The organism is Streptomyces sp. NPDC025833, assembly GCF_055558055.1.
In genome coordinates this window covers 48,163-66,386 of record NZ_JBVHNF010000027.1, presented here as the reverse complement: position 1 = coordinate 66,386, position 18,224 = coordinate 48,163, and the positions used below count along the sequence as shown (strand labels likewise).

General features: G+C 73.4%; 16 protein-coding genes. 8 read left to right on the top strand and 8 right to left on the bottom strand.

Annotated elements, in window-relative coordinates:
* Positions 1–147: 147 nt before the first annotated feature.
* Positions 148–639, bottom strand: coding sequence for an inorganic diphosphatase (locus ACZ4K2_RS34370; protein WP_030422725.1), 492 nt, complete (start codon positions 637–639; stop codon positions 148–150).
* Positions 640–718: 79 nt separating this feature from the next.
* Here ACZ4K2_RS34370 and dacB point away from each other — a divergent pair, with 79 nt between their 5' ends.
* The 6 genes from dacB to folE all read left to right on the top strand — a co-directional run bounded on the left by dacB (position 719) and on the right by folE (position 8,448).
* On the top strand, positions 719–2,344 hold the full coding sequence (gene dacB, locus ACZ4K2_RS34365) for a D-alanyl-D-alanine carboxypeptidase/D-alanyl-D-alanine endopeptidase (RefSeq protein ID WP_467467875.1): 1,626 nt from the start codon (positions 719–721) through the stop codon (positions 2,342–2,344).
* Positions 2,345–2,497: 153 nt separating this feature from the next.
* Entirely contained in the window at positions 2,498–3,598 is a 1,101-nt protein-coding gene (locus tag ACZ4K2_RS34360) for a zinc-dependent metalloprotease (protein ID WP_467468801.1), read from the top strand.
* A gap of 190 nt (positions 3,599–3,788) precedes the next feature.
* Positions 3,789–4,832 (top strand): tRNA lysidine(34) synthetase TilS, encoded by a 1,044-nt coding sequence (tilS, locus tag ACZ4K2_RS34355; RefSeq protein WP_467467873.1) that lies wholly within the window; start codon positions 3,789–3,791, stop codon positions 4,830–4,832.
* 84 nt (positions 4,833–4,916) lie between these two features.
* Positions 4,917–5,477, top strand: coding sequence for a hypoxanthine phosphoribosyltransferase (hpt, locus tag ACZ4K2_RS34350; protein ID WP_467467871.1), 561 nt, complete (start codon positions 4,917–4,919; stop codon positions 5,475–5,477).
* Between the two features lie 195 nt (positions 5,478–5,672).
* Positions 5,673–7,712 carry an ATP-dependent zinc metalloprotease FtsH gene (gene ftsH, locus ACZ4K2_RS34345; protein ID WP_467467868.1) on the top strand — a complete coding sequence of 680 codons (2,040 nt, stop codon included), beginning with the start codon at positions 5,673–5,675 and terminating at the stop codon, positions 7,710–7,712.
* A gap of 130 nt (positions 7,713–7,842) precedes the next feature.
* Complete coding sequence (folE, locus tag ACZ4K2_RS34340; protein ID WP_467467866.1) at positions 7,843–8,448, top strand: GTP cyclohydrolase I FolE; 606 nt, start codon at positions 7,843–7,845, stop codon at positions 8,446–8,448.
* A gap of 37 nt (positions 8,449–8,485) precedes the next feature.
* Here the strand turns inward: folE and ACZ4K2_RS34335 are convergent, their stop codons facing one another.
* The 6 genes from ACZ4K2_RS34335 to ACZ4K2_RS34310 form a co-directional block, all read right to left on the bottom strand.
* The gene (locus tag ACZ4K2_RS34335) at positions 8,486–8,974 is read right to left on the bottom strand and encodes a DUF3180 domain-containing protein (protein WP_467467864.1); all 489 of its coding nucleotides are present in this window, start codon (positions 8,972–8,974) and stop codon (positions 8,486–8,488) included.
* A gap of 74 nt (positions 8,975–9,048) precedes the next feature.
* Positions 9,049–9,660: a 2-amino-4-hydroxy-6-hydroxymethyldihydropteridine diphosphokinase gene (gene folK / locus ACZ4K2_RS34330; protein ID WP_467467862.1), complete on the bottom strand. Its 612-nt coding sequence runs from the start codon at positions 9,658–9,660 to the stop codon at positions 9,049–9,051.
* A complete protein-coding gene (gene folB / locus ACZ4K2_RS34325) occupies positions 9,657–10,016 on the bottom strand; it encodes a dihydroneopterin aldolase (protein ID WP_467467860.1) in 360 nt (119 codons plus the stop codon). Before folB ends, folK begins: the two co-directional genes overlap by 4 nt.
* A 292-nt stretch (positions 10,017–10,308) precedes the next feature.
* Complete coding sequence (locus tag ACZ4K2_RS34320) at positions 10,309–10,845, bottom strand: nuclear transport factor 2 family protein (protein ID WP_467467858.1); 537 nt, start codon at positions 10,843–10,845, stop codon at positions 10,309–10,311.
* On the bottom strand, positions 10,842–11,756 hold the full coding sequence (folP, locus tag ACZ4K2_RS34315) for a dihydropteroate synthase (protein WP_467467856.1): 915 nt from the start codon (positions 11,754–11,756) through the stop codon (positions 10,842–10,844). Before folP ends, ACZ4K2_RS34320 begins: the two co-directional genes overlap by 4 nt.
* 218 nt (positions 11,757–11,974) lie before the next feature.
* Positions 11,975–13,789, bottom strand: a complete 1,815-nt coding sequence (locus ACZ4K2_RS34310; protein WP_467467854.1) for a phosphatidylglycerol lysyltransferase domain-containing protein — start codon at positions 13,787–13,789, stop codon at positions 11,975–11,977.
* A gap of 225 nt (positions 13,790–14,014) precedes the next feature.
* Between ACZ4K2_RS34310 and ACZ4K2_RS34305 the strand changes: the two genes are divergently transcribed.
* Positions 14,015–15,142, top strand: coding sequence for an alpha/beta hydrolase (locus ACZ4K2_RS34305; protein WP_467467852.1), 1,128 nt, complete (start codon positions 14,015–14,017; stop codon positions 15,140–15,142).
* Between the two features lie 97 nt (positions 15,143–15,239).
* Entirely contained in the window at positions 15,240–16,688 is a 1,449-nt protein-coding gene (locus ACZ4K2_RS34300) for a hypothetical protein (protein WP_467467850.1), read from the top strand.
* 138 nt (positions 16,689–16,826) lie between these two features.
* On the opposite strand, the gene ACZ4K2_RS34295 is transcribed toward ACZ4K2_RS34300, so the two are convergent.
* The gene (locus ACZ4K2_RS34295; protein ID WP_467468799.1) at positions 16,827–18,134 is read right to left on the bottom strand and encodes a PH domain-containing protein; all 1,308 of its coding nucleotides are present in this window, start codon (positions 18,132–18,134) and stop codon (positions 16,827–16,829) included.
* Positions 18,135–18,224: the final 90 nt, after the last annotated feature.

The following is an 18,224-nucleotide window of genomic DNA, read 5'->3' as shown; positions in this document are numbered from 1 at the left end:
CCCCGCCCCGCCCCGTTATGTCCGCCTCCGTAACCCCACTTTGGCGCCGCCGGGGGGGGGGGGGGTGGGTGTGGGGGGGGGGGGGGGGGGCCCCCCGGGGGGGGGGGCCCCCGGGGGGGGGGGGCCCCCCGTCCGGGGGAGCGGGGGTCAGTGGCCGCCCTGCTCCTCGAAGCGCTTGTAGGACCGCTCGATCTCCGCCTCGGCGTCCGTGCGGCCCACCCAGTTGGCGCCCTCGACCGACTTGCCGGGCTCCAGGTCCTTGTACACCTCGAAGAAGTGCTGGATCTCCAGGCGGTCGAACTCCGACACGTGGTGGATGTCGCGCAGGTGCTCCACGCGCGGGTCGGTGGACGGCACGCACAGCAGCTTGTCGTCCCCGCCCGCCTCGTCCGTCATGCGGAACATGCCGATCGCCCGGCAGCGGATGAGGCAGCCCGGGAAGGTCGGCTCGTCCAGGATGACCAGCGCGTCCAGCGGGTCGCCGTCCTCGCCGAGGGTGTTCTCGACGAACCCGTAGTCGGTCGGGTAGGCGGTCGAGGTGAAGAGGCGACGGTCCAGGCGGATCCGACCGGTCTCGTGGTCCACCTCGTACTTGTTCCGCGAACCCTTAGGGATCTCGATCGTGACGTCGAACTCCACCGGTGGCTCCTCCATGATCAGCACATAGTTCTGGTGATTAAGTGTCCCTCACGCAGGTGTGTGATCGCGAAAGGGGCTGGTGGTCGTGCCCGAGCTGAGACCTTGGCAAGCCGCGAAACCGCAGGTGGAGCGGATCGTGAACGCCGTCCGACCGCGTCTGGCGGGCGCCGTTGTGACCGCCCGGCCGCGGATCGCGCGACTGGCGAAGGCCGTGCGAGTCGGCCCTGGGCACCTCCCCCGTCTCCCCCGTTCGCGCACCGTCCGCACCTGGCAGTACACCGCGGGCGCCGCCACCGCCGGCCTGGCACTGGCCGCCGGCGTGGTGACCGTGGCCGGTCCCTGGGACGCCAACGGTCAGCGTACGGCCGAGCGGGACCGGGCCGCCGCCCCGGAGCGGTCAGGTGGCGCAGATCACGGCCGCGGCGGCACGGCCGCGGGGGAGCCCCGTCCCGCGCCGAGCGCCGCGCCGGTGCTGGCCGGGCTGACCGGCGCGACCGCTCCCGTGGGCAGCAGCGGGGCGGGCCAGGACACCAGGGCCCTCCCCGACGTCCTGGACCCCCTCCTGGACACCCCCGCGCTCGGCGGCGTCCACGGGGCGGCCGTCGTCGACGTCGCGACCGGCGAACGCCGGTACGACCGCGACGGCGGCAAGGCCCTCACCCCCGCCTCCACCACCAAGATCGCCACCGCCGTGGCCGCCCTCTCCGCCCTCGGCCCCGACCACCGCCTCACCACCCGCGCCGCCCTGGAACCCGACACCCGCGAGCTGGTCCTGGTCGGCGGCGGCGACCCCACCCTCACCGCGCACCCCCGCGCCGACGGCCGGGCGAGCCTGCGGACGCTGGCGGCGGACACCGCCGAGGCGCTGGCCGAGCGCGGCATCCGGAAGATCACGCTCTCCTACGACACCACCCTGTTCACCGGCCCCGCCCGGCACCCCATCGGCGTCAACGAGAACCTCGCCCCGGTCGGCGCGCTGACCGTCGACGAGGGGCGCGCCGACGGTTCCGCCGGCGGTCCCGCGCCCCGGGTGGACGACCCGGCCGGGGCCGCGGCCACCGCGTTCGCCGGCTTCCTGAAGAGCGCCGGGATCACCACCACGGCCCCCGGCCCCTCGAAGGCCAGCACGCGCGCGGAGACCCTCGCCACCGTCTCCTCGCCCCCGCTGTCCGCCCTGGTCGAGCGGATGCTGACGAACAGCGACAACGACATCGCGGAGGCCCTGGCCCGCCACACCGCACTCGCCGGCGGCCAGCCGGCGAGCTTCGCCGGCGGCGCCCGGGCGATCGCCGCCCAGCTGCGCGGACTCGGCCTGCCGCTGTCCGGCGCCGCCTTCCACGACGGCAGCGGCCTCGACCGCGCGGACCGGCTGACGGCCGGCCTGCTCACCGGGCTCCTGGCCAAGGCGGCCGACCCGGACCGCCCCGGCCTGCGGCCCGTCCTCACCGGCCTGCCCGTGGCCGGCTTCACCGGCACCCTGAGCACCCGCTACACCGACGGCGCGGCCGGGGTCGTACGCGCCAAGACCGGCACCCTGACCGGGGTGAACACCCTCGCCGGCACCGTCGTGGACCGGGACGGCCGCCTCCTGGCCTTCGCCTTCCTCGCCTCCGGCACGACGGACCCCCCGGCGGCCCAGTCGGCCCTCGACCGGGCGGCGACGGCCCTGGCCGACTGCGGCTGCGCCGGGGACGGCGGGCGCTGACCGCGGCGGCCGCCGCGGCCGGGCGGACGCCGGGGAACGGGCCGGGCGCCGGGCGCCCCCCGGCCCCCCGCGGCCTCCCACGGCCTGCCCCAACCCGCACCGCTCACGTACGGTTGACGCATGACTGGCTTCGGTGGCACCACATCTCCCGGGATGGTCGACTGGAACCTCGCGGTGGCGACCGCGACACGGCTCGTTCGGCCCGGCCCCGAGGTCAGCCGCGACGAGGCCAGGGCCGTCGTCGCGGAACTGCGCCGGCACGCGAAGGCCTCGGAGGAGCACGTCCGGGGCTTCACCCGCATGGGCACCGAGGAGGCGAACGACACCCCGGTCCTCGTCGTCGACCGCCCCGGCTGGGTCCGCGCCAACGTCGCGGGCTTCCGGGAGATCCTCCGGCCGCTGCTGGAGAAGATGCAGGAACGGCGCGGCGGCAACCCGGGCAGCGCCGTCCTCGGCGCCGTCGGCGGCAAGGTCACCGGCGTCGAACTCGGCATGCTCCTGTCGTTCCTGTCCTCCCGCGTCCTCGGCCAGTACGAGACCTTCGCCCCCGCCTCCCGCGACCTGCCGGCCGGCGGCAACGGCGCCGGCCGGCTGCTGCTCGTCGCGCCCAACATCGTCCACGTGGAGCGGGAACTCGACGTCGAACCGCACGACTTCCGCCTGTGGGTGTGCCTGCACGAGGAGACCCACCGCACCCAGTTCACCGGCGTCCCCTGGCTGCGGGACCACCTGGAGGGCGAGATCCAGTCGTTCCTGGCCGAGACGGACGTCGACCCGATGACCTTCCTGGAGCGCATCCGGGAAGCCGCCCAGTCGCTGGTCGGAGGCCGTCCCGAGGGCGAGGAGGAGGACGGCGGGCGCTCCTTCGTGGAGCTGGTGCAGACCCCCGCCCAGCGGGAGATCCTCGCCCGGCTCACCGCCGTGATGTCCCTTCTGGAGGGCCACGCCGACTACGTCATGGACGGCGTCGGCCCCGGTGTCGTGCCGTCCGTCGCGGAGATCCGCGAGAAGTTCCAGCAGCGCCGCGCGAAGGGCGCCTCCCGCCTGGACCTCGCCCTGCGCAAGCTGCTGGGCCTGGACGCCAAGCTCAAGCAGTACCGGGACGGCGAACGGTTCGTCCGGGCCGTCGTCGACGAGGTCGGGATCGACGGCTTCAACCGCGTGTGGACCTCGCCCAACACCCTGCCCACCAAGGCGGAGATCGCCAAACCGGCGGACTGGGTCGCGCGGGTGCACCGCAAGGCCGAGTCGTGAACGACGCGACCGGGTCGTGAGACGGATCCGGCCGACGGCAGGCGAACGCCCCTCCAATCACCCGTCCGAGGGACCGTGAGCCATGCGTAGGCGTGCAATGCTCGGGGAACGACCCGGTTCTGTCACCATCTACACACTCTGAGTGACCGTCCCGGGCCTCCCCCGGAAAACTTCATGAAGGGAACCGGACATGGGTCCCCATCCTGCGGTCGCGGCGATACGCCTGGCGGTCCGCCGCGTCCTCCACGACATCCTGAACGACCAGCCGGCCCCCCGCGTGCTCGCGGGACGGCACCCGGACCGCACGGCCGAGCGGCCCCCCTCCCCGCTCGTCCTCGTCGCGTGCTCCGGCGGTGCCGACTCCATGGCCCTCGCCTCCGCCCTCGCCTTCGAGGCCCCCAAGCTCGGCGTCCGCGCCGGCGGGATCACCGTCGACCACGGCCTCCAGCCCGGTTCCGACCTGCGCGCCGACGAGGTCGTCCTGCGGCTGCGCCAGCTCGGTCTCGCGCCGGCCGAGTCCGTCGCCGTGACCGTCGGCCGCGAGGGCGGGCCCGAGGCCGCCGCCCGCGACGCCCGCTACGCCGCCCTCGACGCCGCCGCCGAACGCCACGGCGCCTGCGCGATCCTGCTCGGCCACACCCGCGACGACCAGGCCGAAACCGTCCTGCTGGGCCTCGCCCGGGGTTCCGGCATCCGCTCCCTGTCCGGCATGGCCGCGGTCTCGGGGGCCGGCGGCCGTTACCGGCGGCCCTTCCTCCAGCTGGACCGGCAGACCGCCCGCAAGGCCTGCATGGCCCAGTCCCTCCCGGTCTGGGACGACCCGCACAACGCCGACCCGGCCTACACCCGCTCCCGGCTGCGGCACGAGGGGCTGCCCGCCCTGGAGAAGGCCCTGGGCAAGGGGGTGGTGGAGGCGCTCGCCCGCACCGCCCAGCTCTCCCGCGACGACGCCGACGCCCTGGACGCCTGGGCCAGCCAGGCCGAGGCCGCCGTACGGGACGCGACCGGCCTCCTGGAGTGCGCCAAGCTGTACGCCCTCCCGCCCGCCGTGCGCCGCCGGATCCTGCGCCGCGCGGCCATCGAGGCCGGTGCCCCGGCCGGTGCGCTGTTCGCCCGCCACATCGAGGAAGTCGACCGCCTGATCACCGGCTGGCGCGGTCAGGGGGCCATCAATCTCCCGGGCCGGGTCGTCGCCCAGCGGCAGGGTGGCAGACTGGTGATTCGGCAAGGCTGACTCGGACCTCCCCGGAGCGACCCTCCGGCGGACCGGGCGGCGGAGGCCGTGCATGCGGCCGTAAGTGCGGGACGACCGAAAGTGATGCGGGTGGACGCGAAAGACATGGGTGCCGACCTTCAGCAGGTGCTCATCACCAAGGAAGAGATCGACGCGAAGCTGGCCGAGCTGGCCGCCAAGATCGACGCGGAGTACGCGGGCAAGGACCTGCTGATCGTCGGCGTCCTCAAGGGCGCGGTGATGGTCATGGCCGACCTCGCCCGGGCGCTGTCCACCCCCGTCACCATGGACTGGATGGCCGTGTCCTCCTACGGCGCGGGCACCCAGTCCTCCGGTGTCGTCCGCATCCTCAAGGACCTCGACACGGACATCAAGGGCCGGCACGTCCTGATCGTCGAGGACATCATCGACTCCGGGCTGACCCTGTCCTGGCTGCTCAACAACCTCGGCTCCCGGGAGCCCGCCTCCCTGAAGGTGTGCACCCTGCTGCGCAAGCCGGACGCCGCCAAGGTCGCCATCGAGGTGGAGTGGGTCGGTTTCGACATCCCGAACGAGTTCGTCGTCGGCTACGGCCTCGACTACGCCGAGAAGTACCGCAACCTGCCGTTCGTCGGCACGCTCGCGCCCCACGTCTACGGCGGCTGAGCCAGTCGGCCCAAGGCTTGCGGGGCGCTCGGGAACCCCAGCGGGTTCCGCGCCGTTGAAGCATGCAGAGGCGGGTTTCCCAGCCGTCGAAACGGCTCCGTGCGGCTTCGCGCACCAATGCTGGGGTACCGTCAGAAGAACTGTCTTATCAAACTCACTATGGCAGGAGGGACGGGGCGGCACCGCTCCGTATGGATGGACGTGAAGCGATACTTCCGTGGGCCGGTCATGTGGATCGTGCTGGCCGTCCTTGCCGTGGTCGTGTTGATGCAGGTCGTCGGCTCGTCCGGCGGCTACAAGACGGTGGACACCGGCCAGGTCGTGGCGGCGATCAACAGCGACAAGGTCGAGTCGGCCAAACTCACCACCGGTGACGAGCAGAGCATCAAGGTCACACTCAAGGACGGCTACAAGGTCGAGGGCAGCTCGAAGATCCAGGCGAGCTACATCGGCGACCAGGGCTCCCAGCTCGCCGGCAACCTGCAGAACAAGTTCCAGGACAAGCAGATCCCCAAGGGCTACACCGTCTCGCCCTCCAAGCAGAACCCGTTCGTCGGCGTCCTGCTGTCGCTGCTGCCCTTCGTCCTGATCGTCGTCGTCTTCCTGTTCCTGATGAACCAGATGCAGGGCGGCGGCTCCCGGGTCATGAACTTCGGGAAGTCCAAGGCCAAGCTCATCACCAAGGACACCCCGAAGACGACCTTCTCCGACGTCGCCGGCTGCGACGAGGCGGTCGAGGAGCTCCAGGAGATCAAGGAGTTCCTCCAGGAGCCGGCCAAGTTCCAGGCCGTCGGCGCCAAGATCCCCAAGGGCGTGCTGCTCTACGGCCGCCCGGGTACCGGCAAGACCCTGCTCGCGCGGGCCGTCGCCGGCGAGGCGGGGGTCCCCTTCTACTCGATCTCCGGTTCCGACTTCGTCGAGATGTTCGTCGGTGTCGGTGCCTCCCGGGTCCGCGACCTCTTCGAGCAGGCCAAGGCGAACGCCCCGGCGATCGTCTTCGTCGACGAGATCGACGCGGTCGGCCGCCACCGCGGCGCCGGCCTCGGCGGTGGTCACGACGAGCGTGAGCAGACCCTGAACCAGCTGCTCGTCGAGATGGACGGCTTCGACGTCAAGGGCGGTGTGATCCTGATCGCCGCCACGAACCGCCCGGACATCCTCGACCCGGCGCTGCTGCGTCCCGGACGTTTCGACCGCCAGATCGCGGTCGACCCGCCGGACCTCCAGGGCCGTATGGAGATCCTCAAGGTCCACCAGAAGGGCAAGCCGGTCGCGCCCGACGTCGACCTGTCCGCCGTGGCCCGCCGCACCCCCGGCATGACCGGTGCCGACCTCGCCAACGTGCTGAACGAGGCCGCGCTGCTCACCGCCCGGGGCGACCAGAAGCTGATCGACAACAAGGCGCTGGACGAGGCGATCGACCGCGTGGTCGCGGGCCCGCAGAAGCGGAGCCGGATCATGTCGGACAAGGAGAAGAAGATCACCGCGTACCACGAGGGCGGTCACGCCCTGGTCGCGGCGGCCTCACCGAACGCCGACCCGGTCCACAAGATCACGATCCTGTCCCGCGGCCGCGCCCTCGGTTACACGATGGTCCTGCCCGACGAGGACAAGTACTCGACCACGCGCAACGAGATGCTCGACCAGCTCGGGTACATGCTGGGCGGCCGCGCCGCGGAGGAACTGGTCTTCCACGACCCGACCACCGGTGCCGCCAACGACATCGAGAAGGCCACCAACCTGGCCCGCGCGATGGTCACCCAGTACGGCATGACCGAGCGGCTCGGCGCCATCAAGTTCGGCGGCGACAACAGCGAGCCCTTCCTCGGCCGTGAGATGGCGCACCAGCGCGACTACTCGGAAGAGGTCGCCGCGCTGGTCGACGAAGAGGTCAAGAAGCTCATCGAGAACGCGCACAACGAGGCCTGGGAGATCCTGGTCGAGAACCGCGACGTGCTCGACAACCTCGTTCTCCAGCTGCTGGAGAAGGAGACCCTCGGCAAGGAGGAGATCGCCGAGATCTTCGCCACCATCGTCAAGCGCCCGCCGCGGCCCGCGTGGACCGGCTCCTCGCGCCGCACCCCGTCCACCCGCCCGCCGGTGCTCTCCCCCAGGGAGCTGGCACTGACCAACGGTGCGAACGGCGCGACGGCCGCGATCAGCACGGTCAAGTCCACCGCCGCGGAGTCCGCTCCGGTCACGGAGCAGTCCCCGGAGGACCGCCCCGAGAGCTGATCGGCCCCGGCACCGGCCCGGAATGAACGCCGCGCCCCCCAGGTTCTAGCCTGGGGGGCGCGGCGTTTCGCATGTCCGCAGACAGAACGCGTGCCACGCGCGCGTGCACGGCTCAGGAACGAGGGACCAGATGACCGACCCGGTGACGCTGGACGGCGAAGGATCCATCGGCGAGTTCGACGAGAAGCGCGCCGAGAACGCCGTACGGGAACTGCTGATCGCGGTCGGCGAGGACCCGGACCGCGAGGGGCTGCGGGAGACGCCGGCGCGCGTCGCGCGGGCCTACAAGGAGATCTTCGCCGGTCTGTGGCAGCGGCCCGAGGACGTGCTGACGACGACGTTCGACCTGGGGCACGACGAGATGGTCCTGGTGAAGGACATCGAGGTGTACTCGACCTGCGAGCACCACCTGGTGCCGTTCCGGGGCCTCGCGCACGTCGGCTACATCCCGTCCGAGTCGGGCAAGATCACCGGGCTGTCCAAGCTGGCCCGCCTGGTGGACGTCTACGCGCGGCGGCCGCAGGTGCAGGAACGTCTCACCACGCAGATCGCCGACTCCCTGATGCACATACTGGAGCCGCGGGGCGTGATCGTGGTCGTCGAGTGCGAGCACATGTGCATGTCCATGCGCGGCATCCGCAAGCCGGGCGCGAAGACCCTCACGTCCGCGGTGCGCGGTCAGCTCCGGGACGCCGCCACCCGGAACGAGGCGATGAGCCTCATCATGGCGCGCTGACCGGCCTCCCGGCCGCGGGACCGGGCGGGGACGGCGGTCAGGCCGCCGGCTCCGCCCCCGGGGTGTCCTGGTCGTCGTCCTCCGGGAGCTTGCAGACCCGCTCCAGGAAGATGGCCGCCGCTATCACGCCGATCCCGGCCACCACCGAGAAGCCCGCGTAGACCGCCTGGTCGCGGCGGGTCGGGATGTCCAGCAGCTCCAGCAGGAAGACGCCCGTGCCGCCGTACATGCCGGCCACGAGGGCCGCGACCAAGGCGCTGGCCTGGCCGAAGACGACCGCCCGGGCGGCCATCAGCGGATCGACGCCCTTGGCCCCGGGCCGGCGCTCGCGCTGCGCCTTGAAGCGGGCGCGCAGCGAGAGCGCCGTCGAGAGCAGCACCACCCCGATCAGGGCGAGGACGACGGGTGCGGCCAGGGGCACGCTGGGGAGGGACCCGACCGAGTTCCACAGGCGGGCGCCCGCCCAGGACAGGACGCCCGCCACGACGAACACGCCCGCCAGCACCCTGATGCGTAGCTCTCTCACGGTGTCCCTTCAGTTTTCCCGGACCGTGCCGGCCGGTGGTCGTCCCGGTCTTGATCCTTCCCCGACCTTAACGACTACTCGGGCAGCCGGAGTTCCAGGTCCCCGCGGGGGGCCACTCCCTCGCGGGTGACGGCCGACAGCAGCTCGGCCACCGCGCCGCGGCCGGGGAGCCGGGCCTCCGGGTCCACGTCGTGCCAGGGCGCGAGCACGAAGGCGCGCTCGTGGGCGCGCGGGTGGGGGAGGGTGAGCCGCGGGTCGTCGGAGGTGACGTCGGCGTAGGCGACGATGTCGACGTCCAGGGTGCGCGCGCCCCAGCGCTCCTCGCGCACGCGGTGGAACGCCTCCTCGACGGCGTGCGCCCGCTCCAGCAGGGACGACGGCGGGAGGGTCGTCTTGAGGACGACCACCGCGTTGAAGTACGAGGGCTGGCTGTCCGGCGCCACGCCCCAGGGTTCGGTCTCGTAGACCGGGGAGACGGCCTTCACGCGGACGCCCGGGGTGTCCTCCAGGGCGTCGACGGCACCCTGGAGGGTCTCCAGGCGGTTGCCGAGGTTGGAGCCGATGGAGATCACGGCCCACTTGGGGTTGCTCAGTGTCGTGTCGGCGGCGTCCACCTGCTCGACGACCGAGGCGGGCACCGGCTGGACGGTCGGGTCGCTGTGACCCTGGCGGAACGGTCGGGTCATACTCGGCTCCGGATGATGGTGACGGTCACGTCGTCGAAGGGGACGGTGATCGGCGCGTCCGGTTTGTGGACGCAGACCTCGACCTCCTGGACCCCTTCGTGCTTCAGACAGGTCTCGGCGATCCGCGCGGCGAGGGTCTCGATGAGGTCCACCGGGTCCCCCTCGACCACGGCCACGACCTCCTCGGCCACGATGCCGTAGTGCACGGTCTTCGTCAGGTCGTCGTCGGCCGCGGCCGGCCGGGTGTCCAGGCCGAGGACGAGGTCGACGATGAAGGTCTGGCCCTCCTCGCGCTCCTTCGGGAACACCCCGTGGTGCCCGCGGGCCTTGAGGCCGCGCAGCGCGACACGATCCACGCGAATCACTCCTGCAATCGTCGGGAACGACCGGTCCTACCGCGTGCGGGCGGAACACCGGCCGCAGACGAATCTACCTGCGGGCGCCGACCGGGCCGGGGCGCGGGGGCGTGCGGCCGCGCCGCCGTCCGGAGGGTTCACCCCGAATTTCCCCCGGGGAACCCGGGGGAGCCATGGGCCGGTAGCCCCTCATACCCGGGGGTAGGTGATTCCAACCACTTCTCGGAACCGGATCGTCCGCAGCCCGCCGGAAGCGCGTCCCGGGCCGCTCCCCGGCGGCGCGGCCACGCGGTCAGGCGAGGGGGGCGTCGCCCGGGTCCACCCCGTTCACGCCGGTGTCCTGGTCGTCCCCGTCACCGGTCTCGGCCAGCACCGGGGAGGCGTGGTGCGACCAGAGCTTCCAGCCGTCGGGCGTGCGCCGGAACACGTTCGTGGCGACGACGAGCTGGCCGACCAGGGGTCCCAGTTCCGCGCCCTCCTCCGGGGCGGGCCCACCGCTGAGGATGTTCTCCGTGCAGTTCACGAGAGCGGTGTCGCCGGTGACGGAGACGTGCACGTCGGTGAGGAAGAACTGGATGTAGTCGGTGTTGGCCATGATGAGCGCGTACGACCTGAGGACCTCGCCGCGGCCGGTGAGCACGGGCCAGCCGGGGTGCACGCAGGAGACCACGCCGCTGTCCGCAGGGTCGTGGTACTCCTCGTCCACGCCCAGGTCGGCAGGGGTCAGCCAGAGGGCGGAGACCTCCTCGAAGTCACCTCGTTCGAGTGCCTCGTAGAAGGCGGTGTTGGCTGCCTCGACCTGCTCGACGTCGGTATGGGCGGTGCTCACCGGTCTCCTTCCGCTCCGGGAGTGCCGGGTGCGCCCGGCGCGGGAACCGCCGCGCGCGCTCCCTCGACGGCGCGTGCGACCCGTACGGCGTCCGCCGTGGCGCGTACCTCGTGGACGCGGACCGCCCAGGCGCCGGCGTGCGCGGCGAGCGCGGAGACGGCGGCCGTGGCCGCGTCGCGCTCCCGGGCCGGCGGGGGCGCGCCCTCGGGCCCGGCGAGGACGCGGCCGAGGAACCGCTTGCGGGAGGCGGCCACCAGCAGGGGGTGGCCGAGGGCGCGCAGGCGGTCGAGGTGGGCGATGAGGGCGAGGTCGTGCTCGGCCTGCTTGGAGAAGCCGAGGCCGGGGTCGACGACGACGCGGTCGGGGGCGACACCGCCGGCCAGGACGGCCTCCACGCGCGTGCGCAGTTCGTCGGCGACCTCGCCGACGACGTCCGCGTAGGCGCCCTTGACGTTGCCGCCCTGGAGGAAGCCGCGCCAGTGCATGACGACGAAGGGGGCGCCGGCCGCGGCGACCACCGGGATCATCGCGGGATCGGCGAGGCCGCCGCTGACGTCGTTGACGAGGGCGGCGCCGGCCGCGAGGGACTGCTCGGCGACGGAGGCGCGCATGGTGTCGACGGAGACGACGACGCCCTCGGAGGCGAGACCGCGCACCACCGGGATGACCCGGCGCAGTTCCTCGGCCTCGTCCACGCGCGGGGCGCCGGGGCGGGTGGACTCGCCGCCCACGTCGACCAGGTCCGCGCCCTCGGCGACCAGGTCGAGGCCGTGCTTGACGGCGACGGTCGTGTCGAACCAGCGGCCGCCGTCGGAGAAGGAGTCGGGGGTGACGTTCACGACCCCCATGACCGCGCACCGGTCCCATTCGGGAAGGCCGGCCACGCGGCCGCGCCCGCTGATGTTGTTCATACGTTCAGCGTAGGCCCAGGACGGAGCCGGGAACGCGCGGCGACCCCGGTGGCGGCCGGGGCGCGGGAGACGGCGGAGGGCTTCCGCCCGGGCCACGCGGTCGCGGGCGGCCGGGAGCGCGTGGGTGCGGGGGGCCCGGGTCGCGCGGGTGCGGCGCCGCTGCCGGTTCCGGTGCCGTGCCGCCGCGTGTGGGGGCCGGGGCCGCCCACGGGTGCGCGTCAGGCCGCCCGGACGTCGTGTTCGGCGACCGAGTGCGCGCACGGGCGGCTCGCGGCGGCCCGGCGCCGGCGCAGGAAGCGCGGCAGCGGCAGGGCGAAGTCGACGAAACCCTCCGCCTGCATGGCGGCGAAGCCGATGCGGGGCAGGTCGCCGGAGGCCCGGTAGACGACGAAGCGCGGTTCCCAGCGCGGCTGGAACTTGGCGTTGAACTTGTACAGCGACTCGATCTGGAACCAGCGCGAGAGGAACACGAGCAGTCCGCGCCAGGCGCGCAGCACGGGACCGGCGCCGATCTTCTCGCCGCGCGCGAGGGCGGAGCGGAACATCGCGAAGTTCAGCGAGACGCGGTTGATTCCGAGCTTCGGGGCGGCCTGGAGGGCGGCGACGATGAGCAGTTCGTTCATGCCCGGGTCGGCGCCGCGGTCGCGGCGCATGAGGTCCAGCGACACGCCGTCCCGGCCCCAGGGGACGAAGTGCAGGACGGCCTTGAGGTCCCCGTACTCGCCGTGTTCGTCGTCGGACTTGTGGGCCGTGGCGATCAGGCAGTCGCCGTCGGCCGGGTCGCCGATCCGGCCGAGCGCCATGGAGAAGCCGCGCTCGGTGTCCGTGCCGCGCCAGTCCTCGGCCGCCCGGCGGATCCGCTCCAGCTCGGCGTCGCCGAGGTCACGCACGCGCCGTACCCGGGTCTCGTAGCCGGCCCGCTCGATGCGCTTGACCATCTGGCGCACGTTCCGCATCGCGCGTCCGGCGAGCGAGAAATCCGCGACGTCGACCACCGCCTCGTCGCCCAGTTCGAGGGCGTCCAGGCCGGTTTCGCGGGTCCACACCTCGCCGCCCGTCTCGGAGCAGCCCATCACGGCGGGCGTCCAGGAGTGGGCCTTGGCCTCGTCCATGAACCGCTCGATGGCGCCGGGCCACGCCTCGACGTCCCCGATGGGGTCGCCGCTGGCGAGCATCACACCGGAGACGACCCGGTAGGTGACGGCGGCCTTGCCGCTCGGCGAGAACACCACCGCCTTGTCGCGGCGCAGCGCGAAGTGGCCGAGCGAGTCGCGCCCGCCGTGCTTCGCCAGCAGGGCGCGCAGCCTGGACTCGTCCTCCTCGGTGAGCCGGGCGGCCGGGTGCTCCGGGCGGAAGGCGAGGTAGATGGTGGTGACCGCGGTGATCCAGCCGAGGGCGCCGAGGGAGAAGGCGACGGTCCAGGAGGTGCTGCCCTGGTAGTCGACGGGCCCCTCGAAGCCGAACAGGCCGTAGATCACGTGCGTCAGCCGGTCGGCGAGGCTGGGGTCACCGATGGTCCGGTTCGGGTGGACGTTTACGATGACCAGTCCGAGAACGAGGGATCCGGCGCTCATCAGAACGAAGTTGGCGAGCGCGCGCCACCTGCTGCGGGGATCGGGCAGGGCGGCGAACTGGTCCCGGTGCCGCAGCAGCGGTACCAGCAGCGCGACCGCGATGACCACGCCGATGAGGGAGTGCCGGTAACCGAACTGGGCCACCGCGCCCGCCGGGAGCAGCGCCACCGCGGCGCGCCAGGCCCGGCGCTTGCGCCGCTTGAGCCCGTGTGCGAGCAGCAGCAGCAGCACGCCCGCGCTGAGCGAGAGCGCCGCCGCGAACGGCCCGAAGGAGCCCGGCAGTACCTCGGCCAGCGCGTGCATGCGGCTGTGGCGGAAGCGCGGGAAGACGCCCGCGGCGATGTCCAGGAGGCCCACGACGGTGGCCGCCCGGCCGACCAGAGCGGGAACGGTTTCGGGGCGAGGGCCGCGCAGTACGCGCCGCACTCGACTTGCCCGGCCCGGAACCTCGCCCGACATTTCCCCATCTATCCTGACAGACATCGCATCCCGTAGTTCTGCGAGAGACCTTGAACCCGGTGCCGATCGGGGCATCCGGCGACATTGCTCCCTCTAGGACGGTGTCCCGGCGGGAGAGGTTCACTCCGCACCGGAAAGTCGGGTCAAAGGCCAAGGAAAGCCCCGGCCAAGTCCTCGCGGAACGCGCGGACGGGAACGGGCGGAAAGCGCAGGCAGGAAACAGCCATGGGTCTCACGAGCAACAATGTGCTGGTGCTGGCGATAGTCATCGCCGCCGTGCTGTTCATCGGCACGGTGTGGCTGTGGCCGCGCCTGGCCCGGCAGAGCTGGCGGACCATCGGCGGACGGATCGGTCTGATGCTGTTCACCCAGGTGGCGATCTTCGCCTCCGTGGGGCTCGCCGCCAACCAGGCGTTCGGTTTCTACGCCAGCTGGGCCGACCTGTTCGGCAAGGAGACCGACCAGGGCATCGTGGTCGACCACTCGGTCAACGGCAGCACCGGCGGCCCGCTCCAGGTGGTCTCCACCTCCAACGTGCCGGGGGTGCGGGCCACCCGCCCCGAACTGGGCGGGCAGGTGCAGAAGGTGGACATCGTCGGCCGTACGACGCACATCGGCACGCCGGCCTACGTGTACCTGCCGCCAGAGTACTTCCAGCCGCAGTACCGCAGGCGGACGTTCCCGGTCTCGGTCGTCCTGTCGGGGTACCCGGGCACCGCCAAGTCCCTGGTGACCAAGCTGTCCTACCCGAGCACGGCGCAGCGGCTGGCCAAGGACGGGCGGATGCAGCCGATGATCCTGGTGATGCTGCGGCCGACCGTGGCACCGCCGCGGGACACCGAGTGCGTGGACGTGCCGGACGGCCCGCAGGCGGAGACGTTCTTCGCCAAGGACCTGCCGGACGCGGTCGCGTCGCAGTACCGGGTCGGCCGGCAGGCGGGCAGCTGGGGCGTCATCGGCGACTCCACGGGCGGCTACTGCGCGCTCAAGCTCGCCATGCACCACCCCGACGTGTACACCGCCGCCGTGGGCCTGTCGGCGTACTACGACGCGCCGATCGACCCCACCACCGGCGACCTCTTCCACGGCGACGAGAAGCTGAAGAACCGCGCCAACCTGTGGTGGCTCCTGAAGCACGAGCCCGCGCCGGACACCTCGCTGCTCGTCACCAGCAGCAAGGTCGGTGAGAAGAACTACCAGGACACGATGAAGTTCATCGACCGCGTCGAGGCCACCAACCGCACCCGGATCTCGTCGATCATCCTGGAGAGCGGCGGGCACAACTTCAACACCTGGAACCGGGAGATCCCGCCGGCGCTCCAGTGGCTGAGCGGACGGGTCGTCGACCACTGAGCCACCCCCGGCCCGACGCCCCGTGAACCCCGTGCCGTGGCCGGGTTTTTACGGGGCGGGGGCACATGAACCGCCTACGCGCGGTAAGTTTCTGGCCATGCCACGTGGACGCCACCGCCATTCCGCCCCTCTGCACCGGCTGTTGCCTCCCTCGGCGATCGCCGGCGTGTCCGTCGTCTGCGCGCTGGGCCCCTGGGCGTTCTCCGAAGCCACGGTCCTGCGCGCGCTGGCCGCCGCGGCCGCGGCGACGGCGGTCGCCGGGGCGTTCGTCCTGCGCCGCTGGGACACCCAGGCGGGCCGGCAGGTCGCCGAACTCACGCGCGCGCGTGCGGGCGACGAGTGGCGGTTCGAGGAGCGGGTCGCCGAACTGGAGACCGACCTGGAGGAGTCCCGCGCACTGCGGACGAAGCTGGAGCAGCGGCTGCGCGCCAAGCGCGCCGAACTGGCCGGACTGCGCAACGAACACGCCGCCCTGCTGCGCCGGTACGCCACCGCGGAGACCGAGCGCGCCAGCGCCCTGGAGGGGCGGCGGCTGCTGGAGATCGAGGCGGTACCGCCCGCGCCGGAGCCCGCGGCCCCGCCGGTGGCCGCCCTGCCGCCCGCGCGCGGAGACGCGGCCGCGACGGCCGGCCCGGCCGCCGGTGCCCCCGGCACCACCGGCACCACCGGTTCGGGCGGGGACTCCGGGGTGTCCGGGAGCAAGTCGGTGACGCCCGCGGTGTTCTCGGCCGAGGGCGCGACGCTGTACCGGCGGGCCCTGACGGCCCTGGCCCGGTTCGACCGCGAGGCACCGGCCGGGACCGAGACGCCGGCCGGGGCGGAGACGCCCGCCGGGACCGAGGCACCGGCCGGGTCCGAGGCGGTGACCGAGGCCGGCTCCGTGACCGGGGCCGGACCGGAGCAGGACGAGCCCGAGGCGGCGGAGGCCGGGGCCGTGGAGCCCGAGGCCGTGGAGACCGGTGCCGTGAAGTCCGAGGCCGTCCGGTCCGGGGCGATGGAGCAGGACGAGCCTTCGGCGGACGCCGCGGAGGCGTCCGGCTCGGAGGCCGACGCGGCCTCCGAGCCCGCCGAGCCCGCCGAGCGCCCCCTGACCGAGAGCCCGGCCGGCACCCCGGAAGGGGCCGAGGCCGGTGCCCGGCCGGCCGCCGGGGAGGAGCGCCCCGCGCAGGCCCCGCCCGGCGCCGCCGCCTCGTCGGCGCTCGAACCGGCCCGCTCCCCGGGGCAGCCGCCCGCCGGGCACTTCACCGTGCCGGCCGCGGTCGCCGTCGTACCGGCCGCGCCCGCGCGGCGCCCGCGCGTCCAGGGCGGCTTCGACTTCTTCGGCACCCACAAGAGCGAGCCGAAGGCCGCGCTGGACTCCGTGCAGAACGAGGACCTCGCCGACGTCGTCGGCCCCGAGGCCCTCGCCGTGCACAAGGCCGAGGCCGAGGCCGGGTTCAAGCCCGCCGACGAGCGGTCCCGGGGGGCCGGCCAGGTCATCGACCTGACGGCGCACGACGAGACCGAGCAGATCGACGTCCAGGGGCTGCGCAGCGCGGCCTCCTGAGCCGCCGTCAGCCGTACGCACCGCACCTCGGGCCCGGCCCTCCCGCGAGGAGGCCGGGCCCGACGCGTGCACCGGCCCGCACGGGCGTGAACCGGCGCACGGCGCCGGGGCGTTAAGGGCGTTCAGGGCGTTCGGAGGTCAGCCCGGGGTCATCCAGCGGTCCGGGCGGGCGTCCCGGCGGCCCGTGCGGGACCGCTCCGCCTGCTCGCCGAGGAGCCGCGCGGCCTCCTCGGCGCCCCGCACCCGGGCCGTCACGGTCTTGTCGGCCCCGGTGTCCACGTGCACGTCGGCGAGCCCCCAGCGGCGCTCCCAGGGTCCCTGGGTGAGGCGCACGCTCTGCACCTTGGCGTGCGGGACCAGCGAGAGCCGGCGGCGCAGCAGGCCGCTGCGGGTGGCGAACACCGTAGCGGTGACCGCGAGCCGGTGCCCGCGCCACCACACCGGCAGGCACCAGCGGGCCCGGCGCGGTGCGGGCGACAGCTCCGCCGGGACCGTCACCCCCGGCAGCACGCGCGCGACGACCGACTCGGCCACCGCGCGCGGGGCGACCGGTATCAGCACCGAGTTGGCGGACCCGGCCACGTCGAGCTCCACCCGCACCCAGCCGGCCCACCGCCACAGCAGCGGTTCCACGAACCGCACCGTCTGCACCCGGCCCGGCGGCACCGTCTCGTGGCCGCGGTCCAGCAGCCCGTGGTCGATGCGCAGCCCGTCCGGGGACTCGCCCACCGTCCAGTCGAACTCGGTGACGAACCGGCCCACGCTGCTCGCACCGGCCGCGCCGAACAGGGGCAGGGCGCTCACGAGGACCGTCCACACGTTCCCGGTGGCGAACCAGAGCAGGGTGGGGACGACCAGCGCGGCGCACAGCGAGCCCCAGGTGGCGCCCGTCAGCAGCAGGGAGCGGGCCAGCACGCCCGGGGGCACGCGCAGCAGCGCCCGCGCCGGCGCCTCCCCGACCTCCCGCGCCGCCTCCGGCGTGAATCCGGCCGCGCGCGCGAGCAGTTCCGCGCGCAGCTCGCGGGCCTCCCGTTCGCCGAGGAAGGCCAGTTCGTCCTTGTCGTCGGCGCCGACGACGTCGATCCGCAGCCGGGCGACGCCCGCCACGCGCGCGAGGAGCGGCCGGGAGACGTCCACGGCCTGCACGCGCTCCAGCCGGATGTGCGCGGTGCGCCGGAACAGCAGGCCGGTGCGTATGCGCAGTTCGGTGTCCGTGACCGCGTAGTGCGTGAACCACCAGGACAGGAAGCCGTAGAGACCGGCCGCCGCCACCAGCGCCGCGAGCACCGGCAGGACCGCCGTACCGGTCAGCCGGGCGGCGTGCCGCTGCGCGGCGTTCGGGTCGTGCACCGCCCAGCCGGCCAGTACGGCGAGCGGCGCCCACGCCCGGCGGAAGGGCGTGACCGGGTGCAGCCGGCGCTCGGTGACGGGCGGGCGCCCCGGTATGCCACCGTCCGGACTGTCCGGGCCGTCCGCGCGGCCCGCCGCGTCCGTGGTGTCCGCGCCGTCCGGGGCGTCCGCGCGGTCCGGGGCGTC

Coding starts and splice junctions, on each gene's coding strand:
- ACZ4K2_RS34360 (WP_467468801.1), top strand. CDS start 2,498: ATGGTCGACTGGAACCTCGCGGTGGCGACCGCGACACGGCTCGTTCGG.
- tilS (WP_467467873.1), top strand. CDS start 3,789: ATGGGTCCCCATCCTGCGGTCGCGGCGATACGCCTGGCGGTCCGCCGC.
- hpt (WP_467467871.1), top strand. CDS start 4,917: ATGCGGGTGGACGCGAAAGACATGGGTGCCGACCTTCAGCAGGTGCTC.
- ftsH (WP_467467868.1), top strand. CDS start 5,673: ATGGACGTGAAGCGATACTTCCGTGGGCCGGTCATGTGGATCGTGCTG.
- folE (WP_467467866.1), top strand. CDS start 7,843: ATGACCGACCCGGTGACGCTGGACGGCGAAGGATCCATCGGCGAGTTC.
- folK (WP_467467862.1), bottom strand. CDS start 9,660: ATGACCCGACCGTTCCGCCAGGGTCACAGCGACCCGACCGTCCAGCCG.
- folP (WP_467467856.1), bottom strand. CDS start 11,756: ATGAACAACATCAGCGGGCGCGGCCGCGTGGCCGGCCTTCCCGAATGG.
- ACZ4K2_RS34310 (WP_467467854.1), bottom strand. CDS start 13,789: ATGTCGGGCGAGGTTCCGGGCCGGGCAAGTCGAGTGCGGCGCGTACTG.
- ACZ4K2_RS34305 (WP_467467852.1), top strand. CDS start 14,015: ATGGGTCTCACGAGCAACAATGTGCTGGTGCTGGCGATAGTCATCGCC.
- ACZ4K2_RS34300 (WP_467467850.1), top strand. CDS start 15,240: ATGCCACGTGGACGCCACCGCCATTCCGCCCCTCTGCACCGGCTGTTG.